The organism is Pseudomonas sp. Cab53 (genome assembly GCF_018325965.1).
GTDB classification, from domain to species: domain Bacteria; phylum Pseudomonadota; class Gammaproteobacteria; order Pseudomonadales; family Pseudomonadaceae; genus Aquipseudomonas; species Aquipseudomonas chlororaphis_E.
Map to the genome: position 1 here is coordinate 1,664,753 of NZ_AP021902.1, position 16,522 is coordinate 1,681,274.

General features: G+C 63.1%; 15 protein-coding genes. 12 read left to right on the top strand and 3 right to left on the bottom strand.

Annotated features, from left to right (window positions below):
* Window positions 1-45 precede the first annotated feature (45 nt).
* Window positions 46-609, top strand: coding sequence for an NAD(P)H nitroreductase (locus KI241_RS07260; protein ID WP_042730107.1), 564 nt, complete (start codon window positions 46-48; stop codon window positions 607-609).
* A gap of 183 nt (window positions 610-792) precedes the next feature.
* Here the strand turns inward: KI241_RS07260 and KI241_RS07265 are convergent, their stop codons facing one another.
* From KI241_RS07265 to phhA, 3 genes are all read right to left on the bottom strand, one after another.
* Window positions 793-1,986: an amino acid aminotransferase gene (locus KI241_RS07265; RefSeq protein ID WP_212803515.1), complete on the bottom strand. Its 1,194-nt coding sequence runs from the start codon at window positions 1,984-1,986 to the stop codon at window positions 793-795.
* Entirely contained in the window at window positions 1,986-2,342 is a 357-nt protein-coding gene (locus KI241_RS07270) for a 4a-hydroxytetrahydrobiopterin dehydratase (protein WP_047737665.1), read from the bottom strand. The genes KI241_RS07265 and KI241_RS07270 overlap by 1 nt, the downstream gene beginning before the upstream one ends.
* Window positions 2,343-2,439: 97 nt before the next feature.
* Complete coding sequence (gene phhA / locus KI241_RS07275) at window positions 2,440-3,225, bottom strand: phenylalanine 4-monooxygenase (protein ID WP_047737662.1); 786 nt, start codon at window positions 3,223-3,225, stop codon at window positions 2,440-2,442.
* A 284-nt stretch (window positions 3,226-3,509) separates the two neighbouring features.
* Between phhA and KI241_RS07280 the strand changes: the two genes are divergently transcribed.
* From KI241_RS07280 to flgH, 11 genes are all read left to right on the top strand, one after another.
* On the top strand, window positions 3,510-5,069 hold the full coding sequence (locus tag KI241_RS07280) for a sigma-54-dependent transcriptional regulator (RefSeq protein WP_212803516.1): 1,560 nt from the start codon (window positions 3,510-3,512) through the stop codon (window positions 5,067-5,069).
* 129 nt (window positions 5,070-5,198) lie between these two features.
* Entirely contained in the window at window positions 5,199-5,900 is a 702-nt protein-coding gene (locus KI241_RS07285; RefSeq protein ID WP_042731951.1) for a WbqC family protein, read from the top strand.
* Between the two features lie 50 nt (window positions 5,901-5,950).
* On the top strand, window positions 5,951-9,493 hold the full coding sequence (locus KI241_RS07290) for a glycosyltransferase (RefSeq protein WP_212803517.1): 3,543 nt from the start codon (window positions 5,951-5,953) through the stop codon (window positions 9,491-9,493).
* Window positions 9,494-9,536: 43 nt separating this feature from the next.
* Window positions 9,537-10,265 (top strand): class I SAM-dependent methyltransferase, encoded by a 729-nt coding sequence (locus KI241_RS07295; RefSeq protein ID WP_047737654.1) that lies wholly within the window; start codon window positions 9,537-9,539, stop codon window positions 10,263-10,265.
* Window positions 10,262-11,110 (top strand): NAD(P)-dependent oxidoreductase, encoded by an 849-nt coding sequence (locus KI241_RS07300; protein ID WP_042729474.1) that lies wholly within the window; start codon window positions 10,262-10,264, stop codon window positions 11,108-11,110. Before KI241_RS07295 ends, KI241_RS07300 begins: the two co-directional genes overlap by 4 nt.
* A complete protein-coding gene (locus KI241_RS07305) occupies window positions 11,107-12,084 on the top strand; it encodes an ATP-grasp domain-containing protein (RefSeq protein ID WP_042729473.1) in 978 nt (325 codons plus the stop codon). Before KI241_RS07300 ends, KI241_RS07305 begins: the two co-directional genes overlap by 4 nt.
* On the top strand, window positions 12,065-12,742 hold the full coding sequence (locus tag KI241_RS07310) for a metallophosphoesterase family protein (protein ID WP_042729472.1): 678 nt from the start codon (window positions 12,065-12,067) through the stop codon (window positions 12,740-12,742). Before KI241_RS07305 ends, KI241_RS07310 begins: the two co-directional genes overlap by 20 nt.
* A 51-nt stretch (window positions 12,743-12,793) precedes the next feature.
* Window positions 12,794-13,939, top strand: coding sequence for a dTDP-4-amino-4,6-dideoxygalactose transaminase (gene rffA / locus KI241_RS07315; RefSeq protein ID WP_042729471.1), 1,146 nt, complete (start codon window positions 12,794-12,796; stop codon window positions 13,937-13,939).
* Window positions 13,940-14,171: 232 nt separating this feature from the next.
* Window positions 14,172-14,909 carry a flagellar basal body rod protein FlgF gene (locus KI241_RS07320; protein WP_003199043.1) on the top strand — a complete coding sequence of 246 codons (738 nt, stop codon included), beginning with the start codon at window positions 14,172-14,174 and terminating at the stop codon, window positions 14,907-14,909.
* Between the two features lie 49 nt (window positions 14,910-14,958).
* Complete coding sequence (flgG, locus tag KI241_RS07325; RefSeq protein ID WP_042729470.1) at window positions 14,959-15,744, top strand: flagellar basal-body rod protein FlgG; 786 nt, start codon at window positions 14,959-14,961, stop codon at window positions 15,742-15,744.
* Between the two features lie 70 nt (window positions 15,745-15,814).
* The gene (gene flgH / locus KI241_RS07330) at window positions 15,815-16,510 is read left to right on the top strand and encodes a flagellar basal body L-ring protein FlgH (RefSeq protein WP_042729469.1); all 696 of its coding nucleotides are present in this window, start codon (window positions 15,815-15,817) and stop codon (window positions 16,508-16,510) included.
* The last annotated feature ends 12 nt before the right edge of the window (window positions 16,511-16,522 follow it).

Below are 16,522 nucleotides of genomic sequence, written 5' to 3' on the forward strand. Positions count from 1 at the left end.
CGTACAGCCACTAGAATAGCCGGACATTTTTCAGGGAGGTGGCCGATGCAGGCTCTCGACGCTTTGCTCAACCGTGTTTCCGTCCCGCGCCTGGTGGACCCGGCCCCTACGCCGGAACAGCGCGAGGTCATGTTCGCCGCTGCGATGCGGGCGCCGGATCACGGCCAGTTGCGGCCTTGGCGTTTTCTGACGGTGGAGGGGGCGGCGCGCCAGCGCATGGGCGAACTGCTGGCCGAAGCGGCGCGCTTCAACGACCCGCTGGTGGCCGAAGCCGTTGTGGAAAAAGCCCTCAACGGCCCGTTGCGTGCGCCGTTGGTCGTGGTGGTGATCGCCCGCCTGCAGGATCATTTCAAGGTCCCGAAGGCCGAGCAGATGCTGGCGGCCGGCTGCGCGGCCCATGCCATCCTGCTGGCGGCTTATGCCCAGGGCGTCGGTGGCGTCTGGCGTACGGGCGAGCTGGCGTATTCCCCGCACGTGGCCAAGGGGCTTGGCCTGGAGGACGGCGAAGAGGTGATCGGCTTCCTTTACCTGGGCACCCCGCAGAAAGAGGCACGCGTTGCTCCGAAGGAAGACACCGCCGAATTTGTTCGTGAGTGGACAGGGCTGTAGCTACAACTGGCGGGCTCTTGTGGCGAGGGGATTTAATCCCCGCTGGGCTGCGCAGCAGCCCCCCAAACTGTTTTTGCAGGTCAATCTGACACAGCCGAGGCGTCAGCTTTCAGGGCTGCTGCGCAGCCCAACGGGGATAAATCCCCTCGCCACAAAGGGGCATGTGTCAGATAGGGATGACAGTTATTTACAAACGTCAGCAATCGCCTCGGCCAATTGGTCCAGGCGTGTCGCGTCGATGCCCGCCACGTTGGCCCGGCCCGTGCCGACCATGTACACGCTGTGCCGCTCGCGCAGATGCCGGACCTGCTCCGGCGTCAGGCCGGTGTAGGAAAACATTCCGCGTTGTACGCCGATATGGGCGAAGCGCTCCCGCAGGCCGTGGGGCTCGAGGGCGTCCAGCAGGCCGCTGCGTAGTTGGGCGATGCGCAGACGCATGGCCTGGACTTCATCGGCCCACAGGCCTTTGAGTTGTGCATCGCCAAGGATCGTCGCGACCACGGCGGCACCGTGATCCGGCGGCGTCGACCACAGGTTGCGGGCGATGTTGGCCAGTTGGCTGCGGATATCCAGCAACTTCCCGCTTTCCCCGGCGCAGACGATCAGCGCCCCGGTGCGATCGCAGTACAGGCCAAAGTTCTTCGAGCAGGAACTGGTGATCAGCACTTCCGGCAGCGCCTGGGCAAACAGCCGCACCGCCCACGCATCCTGTTCCAGCCCGTCGCCAAAGCCCTGGTAGGCGAAGTCGATCAACGGCAACAGTTCACGCTGGCGCACCACGTCCAGTACCTGGCGCCATTGATCATGGGTCAGGTCGAAACCGGTGGGGTTGTGGCAGCACGCGTGCAGCAGCACCACATCGCCTTTGGGCGCCTGGTTCAAGGTCGCCAGCATGGCCTCGATATCCAGGCGATTGTCGGCGCCCACGTAGGGGTAGTGACTGGCCTTGACGCCAGCGGCGGCGAAGATGGTCTCGTGGATCGGCCAGGTCGGGTTGCTCAGCCAGACGCCCCGTCCGGGCAGGCACTGGGCGATGAAGTCGGCACTCAGGCGCAGGGCCCCGGTGCCCCCTGGGGTCTGGGTGGCGCCGGCGCGTTTTTCGGCGATGTGTGCCGAGTCCGCGCCCAGCACCAGTTCACTGATCAACTGGCCGAACGCCGCGTCGCCGTGACCGCCAATGTAAGTCTTGGTGGTCTGGCGATCCACCAGGCGCTGTTCGGCCTGCTTTACCGATTCGAGGATCGGCGTCAGGCCTTGGGCGTCCTTGTAGACCCCCACGCCCAGGTCGAACTTGCTCGGGTTGGTGTCCGCGCCGTAGGCCTCCATCAGGCCGAGGATCGGATCGCCGGGCACCCGGCCGATGGCGTCGAAATGCATTACTTGCGACCCTCGGCGGTCTTGGCCACTTCATCGGTGCGCGCGGCCATGATGAAGTCATTGCGGTGCAGGCCCTTGATGGAGTGGCTCCACCAGGTCACGGTGACTTTGCCCCATTCGGTCAGCAAGCCCGGGTGATGGCCCTCGGCTTCGGAGATCTCGCCGACGGCGTTGGTGAAGGCCAGGGCGTGCTTGAAATTCTTGAACAGGAAGACCTTTTCCAGCTGCATCACGCTGTCGCGCACTTCGATGTTCCAGTCCGGGATCTGCTTGATCAGTACCGGCAGTTCTTCGTCGCTGACTTGCGGGGCATCGGCGCGGCAGGCTTCGCAATGGGCTTGGTTCAGAGTGTTCATGGTGTGTTCCTGGATCGAAAGAGTAGAACGTCGATGCGCCCACGCTAAAGCAAAGCCGTGCGGCGCAACAGACTCAATTGGGCTCAAAAAAAGCCATTCAGGCCGCTTTTGGCGGAAATTTCGGCGTGTGCAGGCCCAGTTCCCGGCCGCGCTTGACCAGGCTCATGATGTCTTCATGGGCCAGGTCGAACAGGCGCTTGAGTTCGGGAAGGACGAAGTACACCGGTTGCAGGATGTCGATGCGATACGGCGTGCGCATGGCTTCCAGCGGATCGAACGCCTGGTGCTCGGGCTCGTCGGACAGGCAGTACACCGTCTCCTTGGGGGACGACAGGATGCCACCGCCGTAGATGCGTCGGCCCTGAGGCGTGTCCACCAGGCCGAACTCGATGGTCATCCAGTACAGGCGCGCCAGGTAGACGCGTTCTTCCTTGGAGGCCTGCAGACCGAGCTTGCCGTAGGTGTGGGTGAATTCGGCGAACCAGGGGTTGGTCAGCAGGGGACAGTGGCCGAAGATCTCGTGGAAAATGTCCGGCTCTTGCAGGTAGTCCAGTTCTTCACGGGTACGAATAAAGGTCGCCACCGGAAACTGCTTGCTGGCCAGCAATTCAAAAAAGGTCTGGAAGGGGATCAGCGCCGGCACCCGGGCGACTTGCCAGCCTGTGGTTTCGCCCAGCACTTTATTGATTTCACCCAGTTGCGGGATGCGATCGTGGGGCAGGCCGAGCTTTTCGATGCCGTCGAGGTATTCCTGGCACGCGCGGCCCTCGATGACTTTCAACTGGCGGGTGATCAGCGTGTTCCACACCGCATGTTCTTCGGCGGGGTAGTCGATAAAACCTTGCGCATCGGGCTCGCGGGCCACGTACTGCGTCTGCTTCATGCTGTTCTCCTGCTGATTCCCCTCAGGGGGAAAGGCGTGTTTTGTTGTTATGTCCAGCGATGCAGTAGAGATAACGCGAAGCAGACGAATGTGCAGCAGGGCCATGGCGACGTGGGTGGATGGAATGGCGCTGTTTCGTAAATTTTTCGTTACAGATGGGCCGGTGCGTCCATGCCGATTGGATTTTCAGCTGGGAAATGCCCTGCAGCTGTCACATAATCTTGACGGTTATTTGCACTCAGTCTCAGAAAAATCCTACTCACAACGAGCTCCCGGGCCTCCTTATGCGCATCAAAGTCCATTGCCAGAACCGCATCGGCATCCTGCGGGACATCCTCAACCTGTTGGTGGAGTACGGCATCAACGTCGCCCGCGGGGAGGTTGGTGGCGAACATGGCAATGCGATCTACCTGCACTGTCCCAACCTGATCAACATTCAATTCCAGGCGTTGCGTCCAAAGTTCGAGGGCATCGCCGGGGTGTTTGGCGTCAAGCGTGTAGGGCTGATGCCCAGCGAGCGTCGGCACATGGAGCTCAACGCCTTGCTGGGCGCCCTGGAGTTTCCGGTGCTGTCCATCGACATGGGCGGCTCCATCGTCGCCGCGAACCGGGCGGCGGCGCAGTTGCTCGGGGTGCGGGTGGATGAGGTGCCGGGAATCCCGTTGTCGCGTTATGCCGAGGATTTCGACCTGCCGGAGCTGGTGCGCGCCAACCAGTCGCGCATTAACGGCCTGCGGGTCAAGGTCAAGGGCGATGTGTTCCTGGCCGATATCGCGCCTTTGCAATCGGAGCACGACGACAGCGAGGCCATGGCCGGCGCGGTCCTGACGTTGCACCGCGCCGACCGGGTCGGCGAGCGCATCTACAACGTGCGCAAGCAGGAGTTACGCGGCTTCGACAGCATCTTCCAGAGCTCCAAGGTGATGGCGGCGGTGGTCCGTGAAGCCCGGCGCATGGCGCCGCTGGATGCGCCGCTGTTGATCGAAGGCGAGACCGGCACCGGCAAGGAATTGCTGGCGCGGGCCTGCCACCTGGCGAGCCCGCGCGGGCAATCGCCGCTGATGGCGCTCAACTGTGCCGGCCTGCCGGAGTCCATGGCCGAGACCGAACTGTTCGGCTACGGCCCTGGCGCCTTCGAAGGTGCCCGGGCCGAAGGCAAGCTCGGCCTGCTGGAACTGACGGCGGGGGGCACGCTGTTTCTCGACGGGGTCGGGGAGATGAGCCCACGCCTGCAAGTGAAGCTGCTGCGCTTTTTGCAGGACGGTTGCTTTCGTCGGGTCGGCAGCGATGAGGAGGTGTACCTGGATGTGCGCGTGATCTGCGCCACCCAGGTGGACCTCTCCGAACTCTGCGCCCGCGGCGAATTCCGCCAGGACCTCTACCACCGCTTGAACGTTCTGTCGCTGCACATTCCGCCACTGCGTGAATGCCTGGATGGGCTGACGCCGTTGGTGGAGCACTTTCTCGACCAGGCCAGCCGCCAGATCGGCTGCCCGTTGCCAAGGCTGGCCCCGGCGGCGATGGAGCGCCTGAGCCACTACCATTGGCCGGGCAATGTCCGGCAGCTGGAAAACGTGTTGTTCCAGGCGGTGTCCCTGTGCGATGGCGGGAAAGTGCGGGCCGAGCACATTCGCCTGCCGGACTACGGCGTGCGCCAGCCCCTTGGCGATTTCTCCCTTGAGGGCGGGCTCGAAGAGATCGTCGGGCGCTTCGAGAAGGCGGTGCTGGAGCGCCTCTACTCCGAGCACCCCAGCAGCCGGCAATTGGGCAAGCGGTTGGGGGTGTCCCATACCACCATTGCCAACAAGTTGCGGGCGTACGAGGTGGGCAAGGCTGAGTCCTGACCGTAGCGGCGCCTGAAATAGTTGGTATGGGATTTGCTCGACCGAGGTCGGTGCGCCGCTTATTCACATTCTGTGGCGACTTTTTGACAGGGCTCAGCCCCGGTTCCCGCTGCGTACGTGAGATTCAGAATGCATAAGAAAATTGCAGTGGTGCAGTCGAACTACATTCCCTGGAAGGGCTACTTCGATCTGATCCGCAGCGTCGATGCGTTCATCCTGTACGACGACGTCCAGTACACCCGCAGTGACTGGCGCAACCGTAACAAGATCAAGACCGCCCAGGGCGAGTATTGGCTGAGTATCCCGGTCAAGAAAAAGGGCCGCCTCGGCCAGTTGATCAATGAAGTCGAGATCAGCACTCCGGGCTGGGCCGCCGCGCACTGGAAAACCATCGAGCAGAGCTACCGACGCGCGCCGTATTTTGCGCAGATGCAAGCGCCGATTCGGGCGCTCTACGAGCAGGCGGCCGACCTGACCCACCTGACCCGGATCAACCACCTGTTCATCGCCGGCCTGTGCCCCCTGCTGGGCATCCACACACCGCTTTACCGTTCCGAGGACCTGGGTGGGGTCGAGGGCAAGAACGAGCGCCTGATCCACCTGTGCCAGGCCCTCGGTGCCGAGCATTACCTTTCCGGACCGGCAGCCAGCCATTACCTCGACGAAGCCGCGTTCGCCGCCCAAGGCATCACGGTGTCGTACATGAGCTACGCCGGCTACCCCGAATACCCGCAGGTGTACGGCGACTTCCAGCACGCGGTCAGTGTCATCGACCTGTTGTTCAATACCGGCGCGGATGCATCGGCTTTCATGACGCGAGGGGCTGCCTGAGCGGGCCTTGCAGTCACACCCTGTTTGATTTGATTGTGGAGATGCACCCGATGTCGAACCCCGCGCAGTTGGACGCTCATTCGCTTGAACAGGCGTTGGCGCGTTTGCGGCTGATGTATGCCAAACCCGAGCATCCCTACTATTTCGCCGCACCTGCCTACCGTGAATCGTCGTCGGGCGTGGTCTCGCTGCATTACCTCTGCCACATGCTCAATCTCAGTGGCCGTGAGGCTTACATCTGCGGCAGCGACGTGGTCAATCCAGACCTCAAGACCCCGGTGATCACCTCCGCGATCAAACAGCGCCACAAGGCCGCCGGCAAAGTGCCGATCGCGGTGTACCCCGAGGTGTTCCCCGGCAATCCGCTGAACTGTTCGGTCGTGGCGCGTTTTCTGCTGAATTTCGAGGGCTTCCTGACCGGAAACAGCATGGACGCGGCGCCCACCGACTTGTTTTTCTATTACGCAGCCCGGCTCGCCGAGCACCGGGGCGACCCTGACGGCGACCTGCTGTGCCTGCCGACCATCGACATCGAAATGTTCTCCAGCGTGGGCACCGATGCTGTGCGCGAGGGTAGCTATCTCTATCAGAACCGCCACCCGCTGGAAAAGATCGACTACGCGCAACTGCCCGCCGACATTCGTCTGCTGAGCATGGCCAATCCGCTGACCCTGCCTGAGTTGGCCAAGGTGTTGCGCAAGGCCGAGGTGATGTATTCCTACGAGTGGTCGATGACCTGCGTGATGGCGGTGCTGTGCGGCTGCCCGGTGATTTTCATTCCGGGGCATGGCGTCGACCAGCCGCTGCTCGACACCAGTTTCTTCGGCAGTGTGGGCTTTGCCATGCTCGACCAGCCGGACCCGTTGGCGCATGCCCGGGCCAGCCTCGGTGATGCTTTGCCGCGTTACGTTGAGCGCACCGCGTCTTTCTGGCAGCAACTGGATGTGTTCATTGCCAGGACCCAGGCGACCGCCGCCCGGGAAGCCGTCGGCAACCGCCTGGGGGCGCTCGACTGGTTGCGCCAGCGCTACCCGACGGCCCAGCAGTTGCGCCTGGTCAACGAGCGCTTGGCGATCCCAACGGCCCCCAGCTTCACGGTCCTGGTCCGCGATGACGGCAACCCGCTTGCATTGGCGCACACCCTCGACAGCCTGGATCGACAGTTGTACCAGCGCATCCATGTGTGCGTGATGGGCAGCGTCGATCCGGCGCGCGCCAACGTCCAGTGGTTGGACTGTGATCCGAGGCAGCCGGTGACTGCGATCAATGGCTTGCTCGCTGGCATCCAGAGCGACTGGGTGATGATGGTCGAGGCGGGGGAGGAGTTCGTGGCCGCAGGCTTGCAGGTGACGGCGCTCAACCTGCTCGACGCCCCCGACAATTGCCTGGCGGTGTACGCCGACGAGGCGCTGCGCATGGCTGGCGTGGTCAATGTCGCGCTGCGCCCCGATCTGAACCTGGACTTGCTGTTGGCCAACCCGGCCAGTTTTTCCCGTCACTGGATGTACCGTCGCGAAGCGCTGGTGCAGCTGTGCGGTTTTGACGAGACCTGCGGCGGAGCCTTTGAGCTGGCCTATCAGTTGCGCCTGATCAGCGAGCAAGGTGGGCAGAGCGTGGGGCATGTCAGCGAGCCCCTGCTGATCGCCAACGAGCCGAGGCCGTCGGACTGCGCCGATGAGCGTGCGGTCATCGACGCGCATCTGCAGGCGCGTGGCTACGTTCAAGGGCAGGCGATCGCCCTGGACATGCAGCCCGGCGGCTACCGCATCGACTACGGCCATGAGCGCCAGGCCTCGGTCAGCATTGTGATCTACCTCGAAGGGCAACTGGTCAATTTCCAGCGTTGCCTGGAAAGCCTGCTGATCCAGACCAGCGCCGTGGACTTCGAAGTCTTACTGGTCGAGCCGGGCGGCGACGACCCTGCCTTGCTGGAGTGGCTGGCGCTAGTCGAGGAGATGGGCGAAGGCCGTTTCCAGGTGTTGCGTTTCATGCCGGGACAATCCCGTGCAGCCATGTGCAATGCGGCGGCGCAGGAAGCGCGTGGCGAGTACCTGCTGTGGCTCGATGCCCATGCCGCCGTGCTGGAACCCGGCTGGTTGCACGCGTTGCTCAACCAGGCCCAGCGCCCGGAAGTCGGCGCCGTGGGCGGCAAGTCCCAGGACAACCAGGGGCGCATTCGCCAGGCGGGCCTGGTGCTGGGGTTGGGAGGAACGGTCGGTCGGGCTTTCGAGGGTGTGTCATCCCAGGTGGCGGGCTACATGGGGCGGCTGGGGCTTGAGCAGAGCTGCTGCGCGGTGGACGGTGAGTGCCTGATGCTGCGTCGGGCGTTGTTCCTCGAAGCGGGCGGCTTCGACACCGATCCGTTGTTGGCGCCCTGGACCTCTATCGACCTGTGCCTGAAGTTGTACCAGGCGGGGTACCTGAACGTCTGGACGCCTTTCACACGCCTGTTGGTCGACCCGCTGCCGGCCCCCCGTGCGAGCCGCGAGCAGGAGGACGCATTGTTCGCCCGCTGGATGCCGCAGTTGGCCCGCGACCCTGGCTACAACGCCAATTTCTCGCTGCGTGCCGGTGAGGGCTTTACCCTGGAAAACAACGACCTGAGCTGGTATCCGCTGCAAGGCAGCGTGCCGAGGCTGCTGGTTTGCATCACTGACCCGCAGGCGACGGGGCACTCGCGGCTGATCCAGCCGTTGCGGGCCATGCTGGAAGCCGGGCAGGTCGAGGGTACGGCGGTTTCAACGGTGTTGTCGGCGGTGGAGATCGAGCGCCTGGCGCCGGCCACCGTGGTGTTGCAGCGGCCTCTGGATGACGCGGGGCTGTTGGCCCTGAGCCGCCTGAGGGCGTTTTCCAAAGCGTTCACGGTCTACGACCTGGACGGTTACTTGCCGCAGATGGAATTGAAGGGTGATGACTCGGCCGATGAGCTGTTGGAGCGCCTGCGGTTCGGGCTGCTACAGGCCGATCGGGTATTGGTCTCTTCACCGACGCTGGCCGAACTGTTGCAGGGCCAGCACGATGATATTCGCCTGGTGGAAACCCTGCTGCCGGCCGCCTGGGGGCGCCTGCAGAGCAAGCGTGCCGTAGGCGTCAGGCCGCGCCTGGGCTGGCTGGGTGGCAAGGACGCCGAGCTGTTGGCCGATGTGCTGCCAGCGTTGGCCGGCGAAGTGGACTGGGTGGTGCTGGGCGACTGTCCGGCGGCCATGCGGCCTTTCGTGGCAGAACTGCACCCGGGTGTCGGGCAGCAGCAGTTGGCGGGCGCCCTGGCCGCGTTGAACCTTGATCTTGCCTTGGTACCGATGGCCGAAACCCTGGGCAACGCCTGCTCGGCCGACCTGCGCGTCCTGCAGCATGCCGCTTGCGGGCATCCGGTCATTTGCAGCCGGGTGCCGGGGTTTGTCGGTGGCGAGGTATTGCCGCTGTCGCGCGTGAGCAACGAGGCGCAAGACTGGATCCGCACGATTCGCCTGCACCTGGAGGATCGTGAGGCCTCGGCGACCCTGGGAGACGCCTTGCAGTCGGCCGTGCGTACCCAGTGGCTGCTCGAAGGTGAGCGCCTGGACGCCTGGCGACAGGCCTGGCTGGCTGATTGAACCGTACCGATGACTATTTGGCCGCCCAGCGGAGTGCAGTGACATGAGCAACGATCTTGATACCTTCATCGCCGCCTACAGCGACAGCTTTGGCTATGCGTATGACAACAACATCATTCTCAATTGGTATCCCCAACGCATCATGGCGCTGTGCACCCAGGCGCAAAGCCTGCTGGAGCTCGGCGTGGGCCATGGTTTCAGTACCCATCGCTTCTCGAAGTTCTTTAGCAAACACACGGTCATCGACGGCTCCGCCTCGGTGATCGCCCAGTTCAAGGCCCAGTACCCGGACAGCCCGGCCGAGATTGTCGAAAGTTATTTCGAGACCTTCGACACCGACCAGCGTTTCGATCTCATTGTGATGGGCTTCGTGCTTGAGCACGTCGATGATCCGCAGGTCGTGCTGCAACGGTTCAAGCGTTTCCTGGCGCCGGGGGGGCGTTGCTTCGTGCTGGTGCCCAATGGCGAGTCCCTGCATCGGCGCTTCGGCCATGCTGCCGGGTTGCTTGACGACATGATGGCGCTGGGCAGCGGCGATCTGGAACTGGGTCATGTGCGCAGCTATTCGCTACAGTCCCTGACGGCCGAGCTGCAAGCCGCAGGGCTTGAGGTGGTGCGCAAGGAAGGCGTGTTCCTCAAGCCTTTCACCACCGGTCAACTGAAGGAATTGAACCTGGGGGCGGACATCGTCCAGGCCATGTGCACCGTGGGGATCGATTACCCGGAGCTCAGTTGCGCGCTCATGCTCGAAGCGACAGTCGCTGCGTCATGAGAAGCCTGGTCATCGGAAGTACCTCGGTCATCGGCCAGGCGGTTGCTCGCGGCTTGTCGCGCCATGGCCAGGTCAGGTTGGCGGGGCGCCGGGATGCCGACATCGCCTTCGACTTGAGTGCCCAGGCGCCCGTCGCCTGCGATGAGCGCTTCGACGTTGTCGTGTTGGCCGCTGCCGATTTCGGCGGGCGCCAGCCGGATGAGCTGGTTCGCGCCGAGCTGGTCAACAGCGTGGGTACGCTGGCGGCCTGTCGCCTGGCGGAACAATGCGGGGCCCGCCATTTCATCTTGCTGTCGTCGCGTTCGGCCTGCGACCAGGTGACGGATCCCTACTTTGGCATCTACTCGCTGTCCAAGCGCCATGCCGAGGAAGTGGCGAGCCTGTATTGCCAGGAGCGCGGCATGGCGTTGAGCATCCTGCGTATCAGCCAGGTCTACGGCAGTGACGAGCAGTGCCGGTCTCATCAACCGCTGTTGTATGCCATGGCCGACAAAGCGCAAGCCGGGCAGGCCGTCGAGCTGTATGGCCGCAACGACGCCAAGCGCAACTACCTGCACCTGAACGACCTTGCCGAGCTCTGCGCACGGGTAGCGACCCACGGCATTACAGGGCTGTTCAACTGCGGCCATCCGCAATCCCCGCGTCTTTCCGAGATCGCCCAGGCCGCGTTCGAAGCATTTGGCAAGCCGCTGGACGTCCGCTTCCTGGCGGAAAAAAACGACATCCCCGACCTGCCGCCCTTCGACGATTTGCAGGCGCTCCACGAGCAAACGGGTTTCACCCCGCGAATCGACATTCGCCAGGGATTCGAGTTGATGCGAGCGCACCGGGAGACCCTGGCATGAAGACCGTCATGGTGACTGGCGTAGGGGCCATCATGGGCTATGGCCTGCTCAAGTCCTTGCGTGCGGCGGATGCCTCTGTCCGGCTGATCGGCACCGATATCTACGACGACGCTGTCGGGCGCGCCTGGAGCGATGCATTCGAGCAAGCCCCGCTGACCGCTGACCCGGGATATGGCCAATGGCTGGGCGACACCCTGGCCCGGCACAAGGTTGACCTGCTGATTCCGGGGATCGAACAGGACCTCCATTGGCTGTCGGACAACCGCGCGTTGTTGGCCACGCTTGACTGCCGGGTGGTGCTCAACAATTCGCACCTGATCGACCTTTCCCGGGATAAATGGGCCATGGACCAGGCGCTGGTGGCGCTGGGGGATGCCTGCCGTATTCCCAGCCTGCTGTCCGGGGACTTTCATTCGCTCACGGCCGCGCTGGGCCTGCCGTTCCTGCTCAAGCCGCGCAGGAGCTACGCTTCCAAGGGGTTGGTCTGGGTTCGCGAGGAGCGCGACTTCACGCCTCACGCGCCGTTGCTGGGTGAGTACCTCATGGCCCAACCGATCATTGGCAGCGCGGCCGACGAGTTCACCGTGGCGGCGTTTGGCGACGGTCGCGGCGACCCCGGGCCGATCATTGCCTTCCAGCGCCGCCTGGCCTCGGATGGCTCCACCGCCAAGGCTTGGGTGTATCAGGACGATTCGCTGGAACAGGTGGTGGTCAGGTTATGCCGTGCCTTCAAGCCTGAGGGGCCGACCAACTTGCAGTTCCGGCGTGGCGGCGACGGTTCCTGGAGCCTGCTGGAGATCAATCCGCGGATCTCCTCGACCAGTTCGATACGCCGCGCATTCGGCTACAACGAGGCGGCCATGTGCCTGGACTATTACCTGCACGGCAAGACGCTGGCCCGGCCTACGCTGCGCAGTGGTTTCGCTGTTCGTTATATAGAGGACTTCATTGTCTATGATCGGGATCATTTCTGACGTACATGGCAATTACAGCGCCCTTCGGACAGTGCTGGCCAAGCTCGACGAACTGGGTGTTACACAGATCATCTGCTTGGGCGACACCGCCGGTTACTACAGCCAGGTCAATGAATGCTGCGACGCCCTGCGCGAGCGGGACGTCTTCTCGGTGATGGGCAACCACGACTGGTACCTGGCCAAGCACGAGCGATGCCCTCGTTCCAACAGCGCCAATGCCTGCCTGGACTACCAGCAAGGCGTCGTCACGGCGCAGAACCTGGCCTGGCTGGGCTCGCTTGCGCAGCGCTCGAACCAACAGGGGGTGAGCATCGTCCACGGTGGCTGGAACGATCCGTTGGATGAGTACGTGCGACCTTCGCAGGCGTATTTTTCGCCCTTGCCTGGCCGCTACTTCGCCTCGGGCCATACTCATGTCCAGTACCTGTGGAGCGGCGAAGGCAAGGTCTACTGCAACCCTGGTTCAGTCGGCCAGCCCCGTGATGGTGACGCTCGGGCCGGTTTCGCCACCTGGGACGGTGAGGCGTTCGAGCTGCACCGGGTTGAATACGACATCGTTGAAACCCAGCAGGCGATGAAGCGAGCCGGATTCACTCCGTACTTCTATGAAAATCTTGATACAGGCAGCCAGATAGGTGGGCGGATCAGTGCGGTTTGAGGTTTTGTCCTTCGCGCCACCCATGACCATGCCCATCCAGGGAAGTTTGCAATGAGCAAAGAAACGATCTTCTTCAATCGCCCTTACATGACCGGCAAGGAACTGGATTACATCGCCCAGGCCAAGTTCGGCAACATGCTCGCCGGCGATGGCCCCTTCACCAAGCGGTGTCATCGCTGGCTGGAGGCGCAAACGGGCAGCAACAAGGCCCTGCTGACCCATTCATGCACCGCGGCCCTGGAAATGACGGCGTTGCTGCTGGATATCCAGCCTGGCGATGAAGTCATCCTGCCGTCGTATACGTTCGTCTCCACCGCCAATGCCTTCGTGTTGCGCGGCGCGGTGCCGGTCTTCGTCGATGTGCGGCCCGACACCCTGAACCTGGACGAGCGCCTGATCGAGGCGGCGATCACGCCACGGACCAAGGCCATCGTACCTGTGCACTACGCAGGCGTGGCCTGCGAGATGGACGAGATCCTGGCCATTGCCCGCAGGCATGGGCTGGCCGTGGTGGAAGACGCCGCGCAAGGTGTGATGTCGACCTACAAGGGGCGGGCGCTGGGCAGTATCGGTGACCTGGGGGCCTTCAGCTTTCACGAAACCAAGAACGTGATTTCGGGGGAGGGCGGGGCCTTGCTGGTCAATGATCCCGCGTTGGCGTTGCGGGCCGAGATCATCCGGGAAAAAGGCACCGATCGCAGCCGGTTCTTCCGGGGTGAAGTAGACAAGTACACGTGGCAGGAAGTGGGCTCCTCGTTCCTGCCGGGGGAAATGACGGCCGCGTTCCTCTGGGCCCAGTTGGAAGAGGCGCAAGCCATCACCAACCGCCGCCTGGCCCTCTGGGACAATTACCATGCGGCGCTGGCGACGCTTGAGCGGCAAGGGGCGCTGCGGCGTCCGATAGTGCCTGAAAACTGCCAGCACAACGCGCACATGTACTACGTGATCCTCGCCCCGGGCGTCGAGCGCCAGGCCGTCCTCGAAGAGCTCAAGCGACATGCCATCTACGCGGTGTTCCATTACGTGCCGCTGCATTCATCGCCCGGTGGCCTGCGTTATGGACGCGTGCAGGGGTCGATGGAGGTGACTGACGGCTATTCCGAGCGCCTGTTGCGTTTGCCCATGTGGCTCGGCTTGACCCATGAGCACCAGGAGCAGGTGGTGGGTGTGTTGGGCGATGCCTTGGCAAAGGCCTGACCTCCGCCAGCCGATGAGGCGCCTGGCATCAGGCCAGGTGCCAGGCCTTGCCACCTAGCGGCATAACACCGCCGGTTTTTCGACTTCGACACCCTCAACCTATCCTCTGTAAATCCCCCAGGCCCTTTGTTTACCGGGCCTTGGCCCGCCAGAAAAAAGTTGGTCTGCAAATTGCTTAAGGCTGTGCAACACAGCAGTGGACGGCAAACGTCCGGCATGCAGAGGAACGACAGTGGACAAGTACCTTTATGTGGCAATGACCGGCGCCAGCCAGAACGCACTGGCGCAACGGGCCCATGCCAACAACCTGGCGAACATTTCCACCAATGGTTTCCAGAAAGACCTGGAGCAGGCGCGCTCGATGCCGGTGTTCGGCGACAGCTTTCCGGCGCGGGCGTTTGCCATGTCCGAGCGACCTGCCACGGACTTCACACCGGGCGCGTTGGTGGAAACCGGTCGCGACCTCGACGTGGCGGTCAGCGGTCCGGGCTGGATGGCGGTACAGAATCCCGACGGTGGTGAAAGCTACGTGCGCACCGGCAGCCTCAATGTTGACGCCCTGGGCGTGCTGCGGGCCGGCAACGGCATGCCGGTGATGGGCAACGGCGGTCCCATCGCCGTGCCGCCGGAGCAGAAGATCGAAATCGGCCAGGACGGCACCATCAGCATCCGCGCCATGGGCGAAGGCCCGCGGGTAATGGCCGAGGTGGACCGCATCAAGCTGGTCAATCCGGACCTCAAGAACATGACCAAGGGCCTGGACGGTTCGATCCGGACCAAGGACGGCCAGCCGGCACCCATCGATGCCAACGTGCAGTTGGTCTCGGGGTTCCAGGAAGCGAGCAACGTCAATGCCGTGGACGAGATGACCTCGGTCCTGGCCCTGGCCAAGCAGTTCGAGCTTCACGTGAAGATGATGAACACCGCCAAAGAAGGCGATGAGGCTATGGCTCGGGTCTTGCAGATCTAACTATTAATGACAGCGTCGCGCCGATAATCAGGCGTACGAGGAGAATCGAATGCTTCCGGCTTTGTGGGTTGCCAAAACAGGTTTGTCCGCCCAGGACACCAACCTGACCACCATTTCCAACAACCTGGCGAACGTCTCGACCACGGGTTTCAAGCGTGATCGTGCCGAGTTCCAGGACCTGCTGTACCAGGTCAAGCGTCAGCCAGGTGCCCAGTCGACCCAGGACAGCGAGCTGCCGTCGGGCCTGCAAGTGGGTACCGGTGTGCGCATCGTCGGCACCCAGAAGAACTTCAACGCCGGCAGCCTGCAAACCACCGAGCAGCCGCTGGACATGGCCATCGACGGTCGCGGTTTCTTCCAGATCCTGCAGCCGGACGGCACCACGTCCTACACCCGTGACGGTACCTTCCACCTCGACTCCAATGGCCAGATCGTCAATGCCAGCGGTTTCGCCCTGGAACCGGCCATCATCATCCCGAACGATGCCCAGACCTTCACCGTGGGCCGCGACGGTACCGTGTCCATCACCGTGGCAGGCAACCCGGCCGCCCAGGTGATCGGCAACCTGCAGACCGCCGACTTCATCAACCCGGCCGGCTTGCAGGCCGTGGGCAACAACCTGTTCCTGGAGACCGCCGCCAGTGGCGCGCCGCAAATCGGCACCCCGGGCCTGAACGGTTTCGGCACCACGCTGCAGAACACCCTGGAAACCTCCAACGTGAGCACGGTCGAGGAGATGGTCAACATGATCACCACCCAGCGCGCCTACGAAATGAACTCCAAGGTGATCTCCACCGCCGACCAGATGCTCTCGTTCGTCACGCAGAATCTGTAATCGTCCCAACATCTGTACTTACGTAGACAGGGCGGCCCGTAGGTCGCCTGCAACACCGAGAGGTAGGGTCATGAAACGCTTTGTATCTGTACTGGCATTGAGTGGGATCACCGCGCTTGCGGGTTGTGTCGCGCCAACGCCCAGGCCCAATGACCCGTACTACGCGCCGGTGTTGCCGCGTACACCGTTGCCGGCTGCGGCCAACAATGGCTCGATCTACCAGGCCGGCTTCGAGCAGAACCTGTACAGCGACCGCAAGGCATTCCGGGTCGGTGACATCATCACCATCACCCTGAACGAGCGGACCCAGGCCAGCAAGAACGCCAACTCGCAGATGGACAAGACCAGCGCCACCAGCGTCGGCCTGACCTCGCTGTTCGGTTCCAGCCTGACCACCAACAACCCGATCGGCAGCAACGACCTGAGCCTCAATGCCGGCTACAACGCCGACCGGGCGACCAAGGGCGACAGCAAGTCCGGCCAGAGCAACAGCCTGACCGGTTCGATCACCGTGACCGTCGCCGACGTGCTGCCCAACGGCATCATCGTCGTGCGGGGCGAGAAGTGGCTGACCCTCAACACCGGTGACGAACTGGTGCGCATCGCCGGCATGGTTCGTGCCGACGACATCGCCACCGACAACACCGTTTCGTCCACCCGCGTGGCTGATGCGCGCATTACCTATTCGGGCACCGGTGCCTTCGCCGATGCCAGTCAGCCCGGTTGGTTCGATCGTTTCTTCCTCAGCCCGAAGTTCCCTTTCTAGGTGGCCCCGTTG

Excerpts from the sequence above, each read along its gene's own strand:
- KI241_RS07260 (WP_042730107.1), top strand. The coding sequence starts at position 46 with ATGCAGGCTCTCGACGCTTTGCTCAACCGTGTTTCCGTCCCGCGCCTG.
- KI241_RS07265 (WP_212803515.1), bottom strand. The coding sequence starts at position 1,986 with ATGCATTTCGACGCCATCGGCCGGGTGCCCGGCGATCCGATCCTCGGC.
- KI241_RS07270 (WP_047737665.1), bottom strand. The coding sequence starts at position 2,342 with ATGAACACTCTGAACCAAGCCCATTGCGAAGCCTGCCGCGCCGATGCC.
- phhA (WP_047737662.1), bottom strand. The coding sequence starts at position 3,225 with ATGAAGCAGACGCAGTACGTGGCCCGCGAGCCCGATGCGCAAGGTTTT.
- KI241_RS07280 (WP_212803516.1), top strand. The coding sequence starts at position 3,510 with ATGCGCATCAAAGTCCATTGCCAGAACCGCATCGGCATCCTGCGGGAC.
- KI241_RS07285 (WP_042731951.1), top strand. The coding sequence starts at position 5,199 with ATGCATAAGAAAATTGCAGTGGTGCAGTCGAACTACATTCCCTGGAAG.
- KI241_RS07290 (WP_212803517.1), top strand. The coding sequence starts at position 5,951 with ATGTCGAACCCCGCGCAGTTGGACGCTCATTCGCTTGAACAGGCGTTG.
- KI241_RS07295 (WP_047737654.1), top strand. The coding sequence starts at position 9,537 with ATGAGCAACGATCTTGATACCTTCATCGCCGCCTACAGCGACAGCTTT.
- KI241_RS07300 (WP_042729474.1), top strand. The coding sequence starts at position 10,262 with ATGAGAAGCCTGGTCATCGGAAGTACCTCGGTCATCGGCCAGGCGGTT.
- KI241_RS07305 (WP_042729473.1), top strand. The coding sequence starts at position 11,107 with ATGAAGACCGTCATGGTGACTGGCGTAGGGGCCATCATGGGCTATGGC.
- KI241_RS07310 (WP_042729472.1), top strand. The coding sequence starts at position 12,065 with ATGATCGGGATCATTTCTGACGTACATGGCAATTACAGCGCCCTTCGG.
- rffA (WP_042729471.1), top strand. The coding sequence starts at position 12,794 with ATGAGCAAAGAAACGATCTTCTTCAATCGCCCTTACATGACCGGCAAG.
- flgG (WP_042729470.1), top strand. The coding sequence starts at position 14,959 with ATGCTTCCGGCTTTGTGGGTTGCCAAAACAGGTTTGTCCGCCCAGGAC.
- flgH (WP_042729469.1), top strand. The coding sequence starts at position 15,815 with ATGAAACGCTTTGTATCTGTACTGGCATTGAGTGGGATCACCGCGCTT.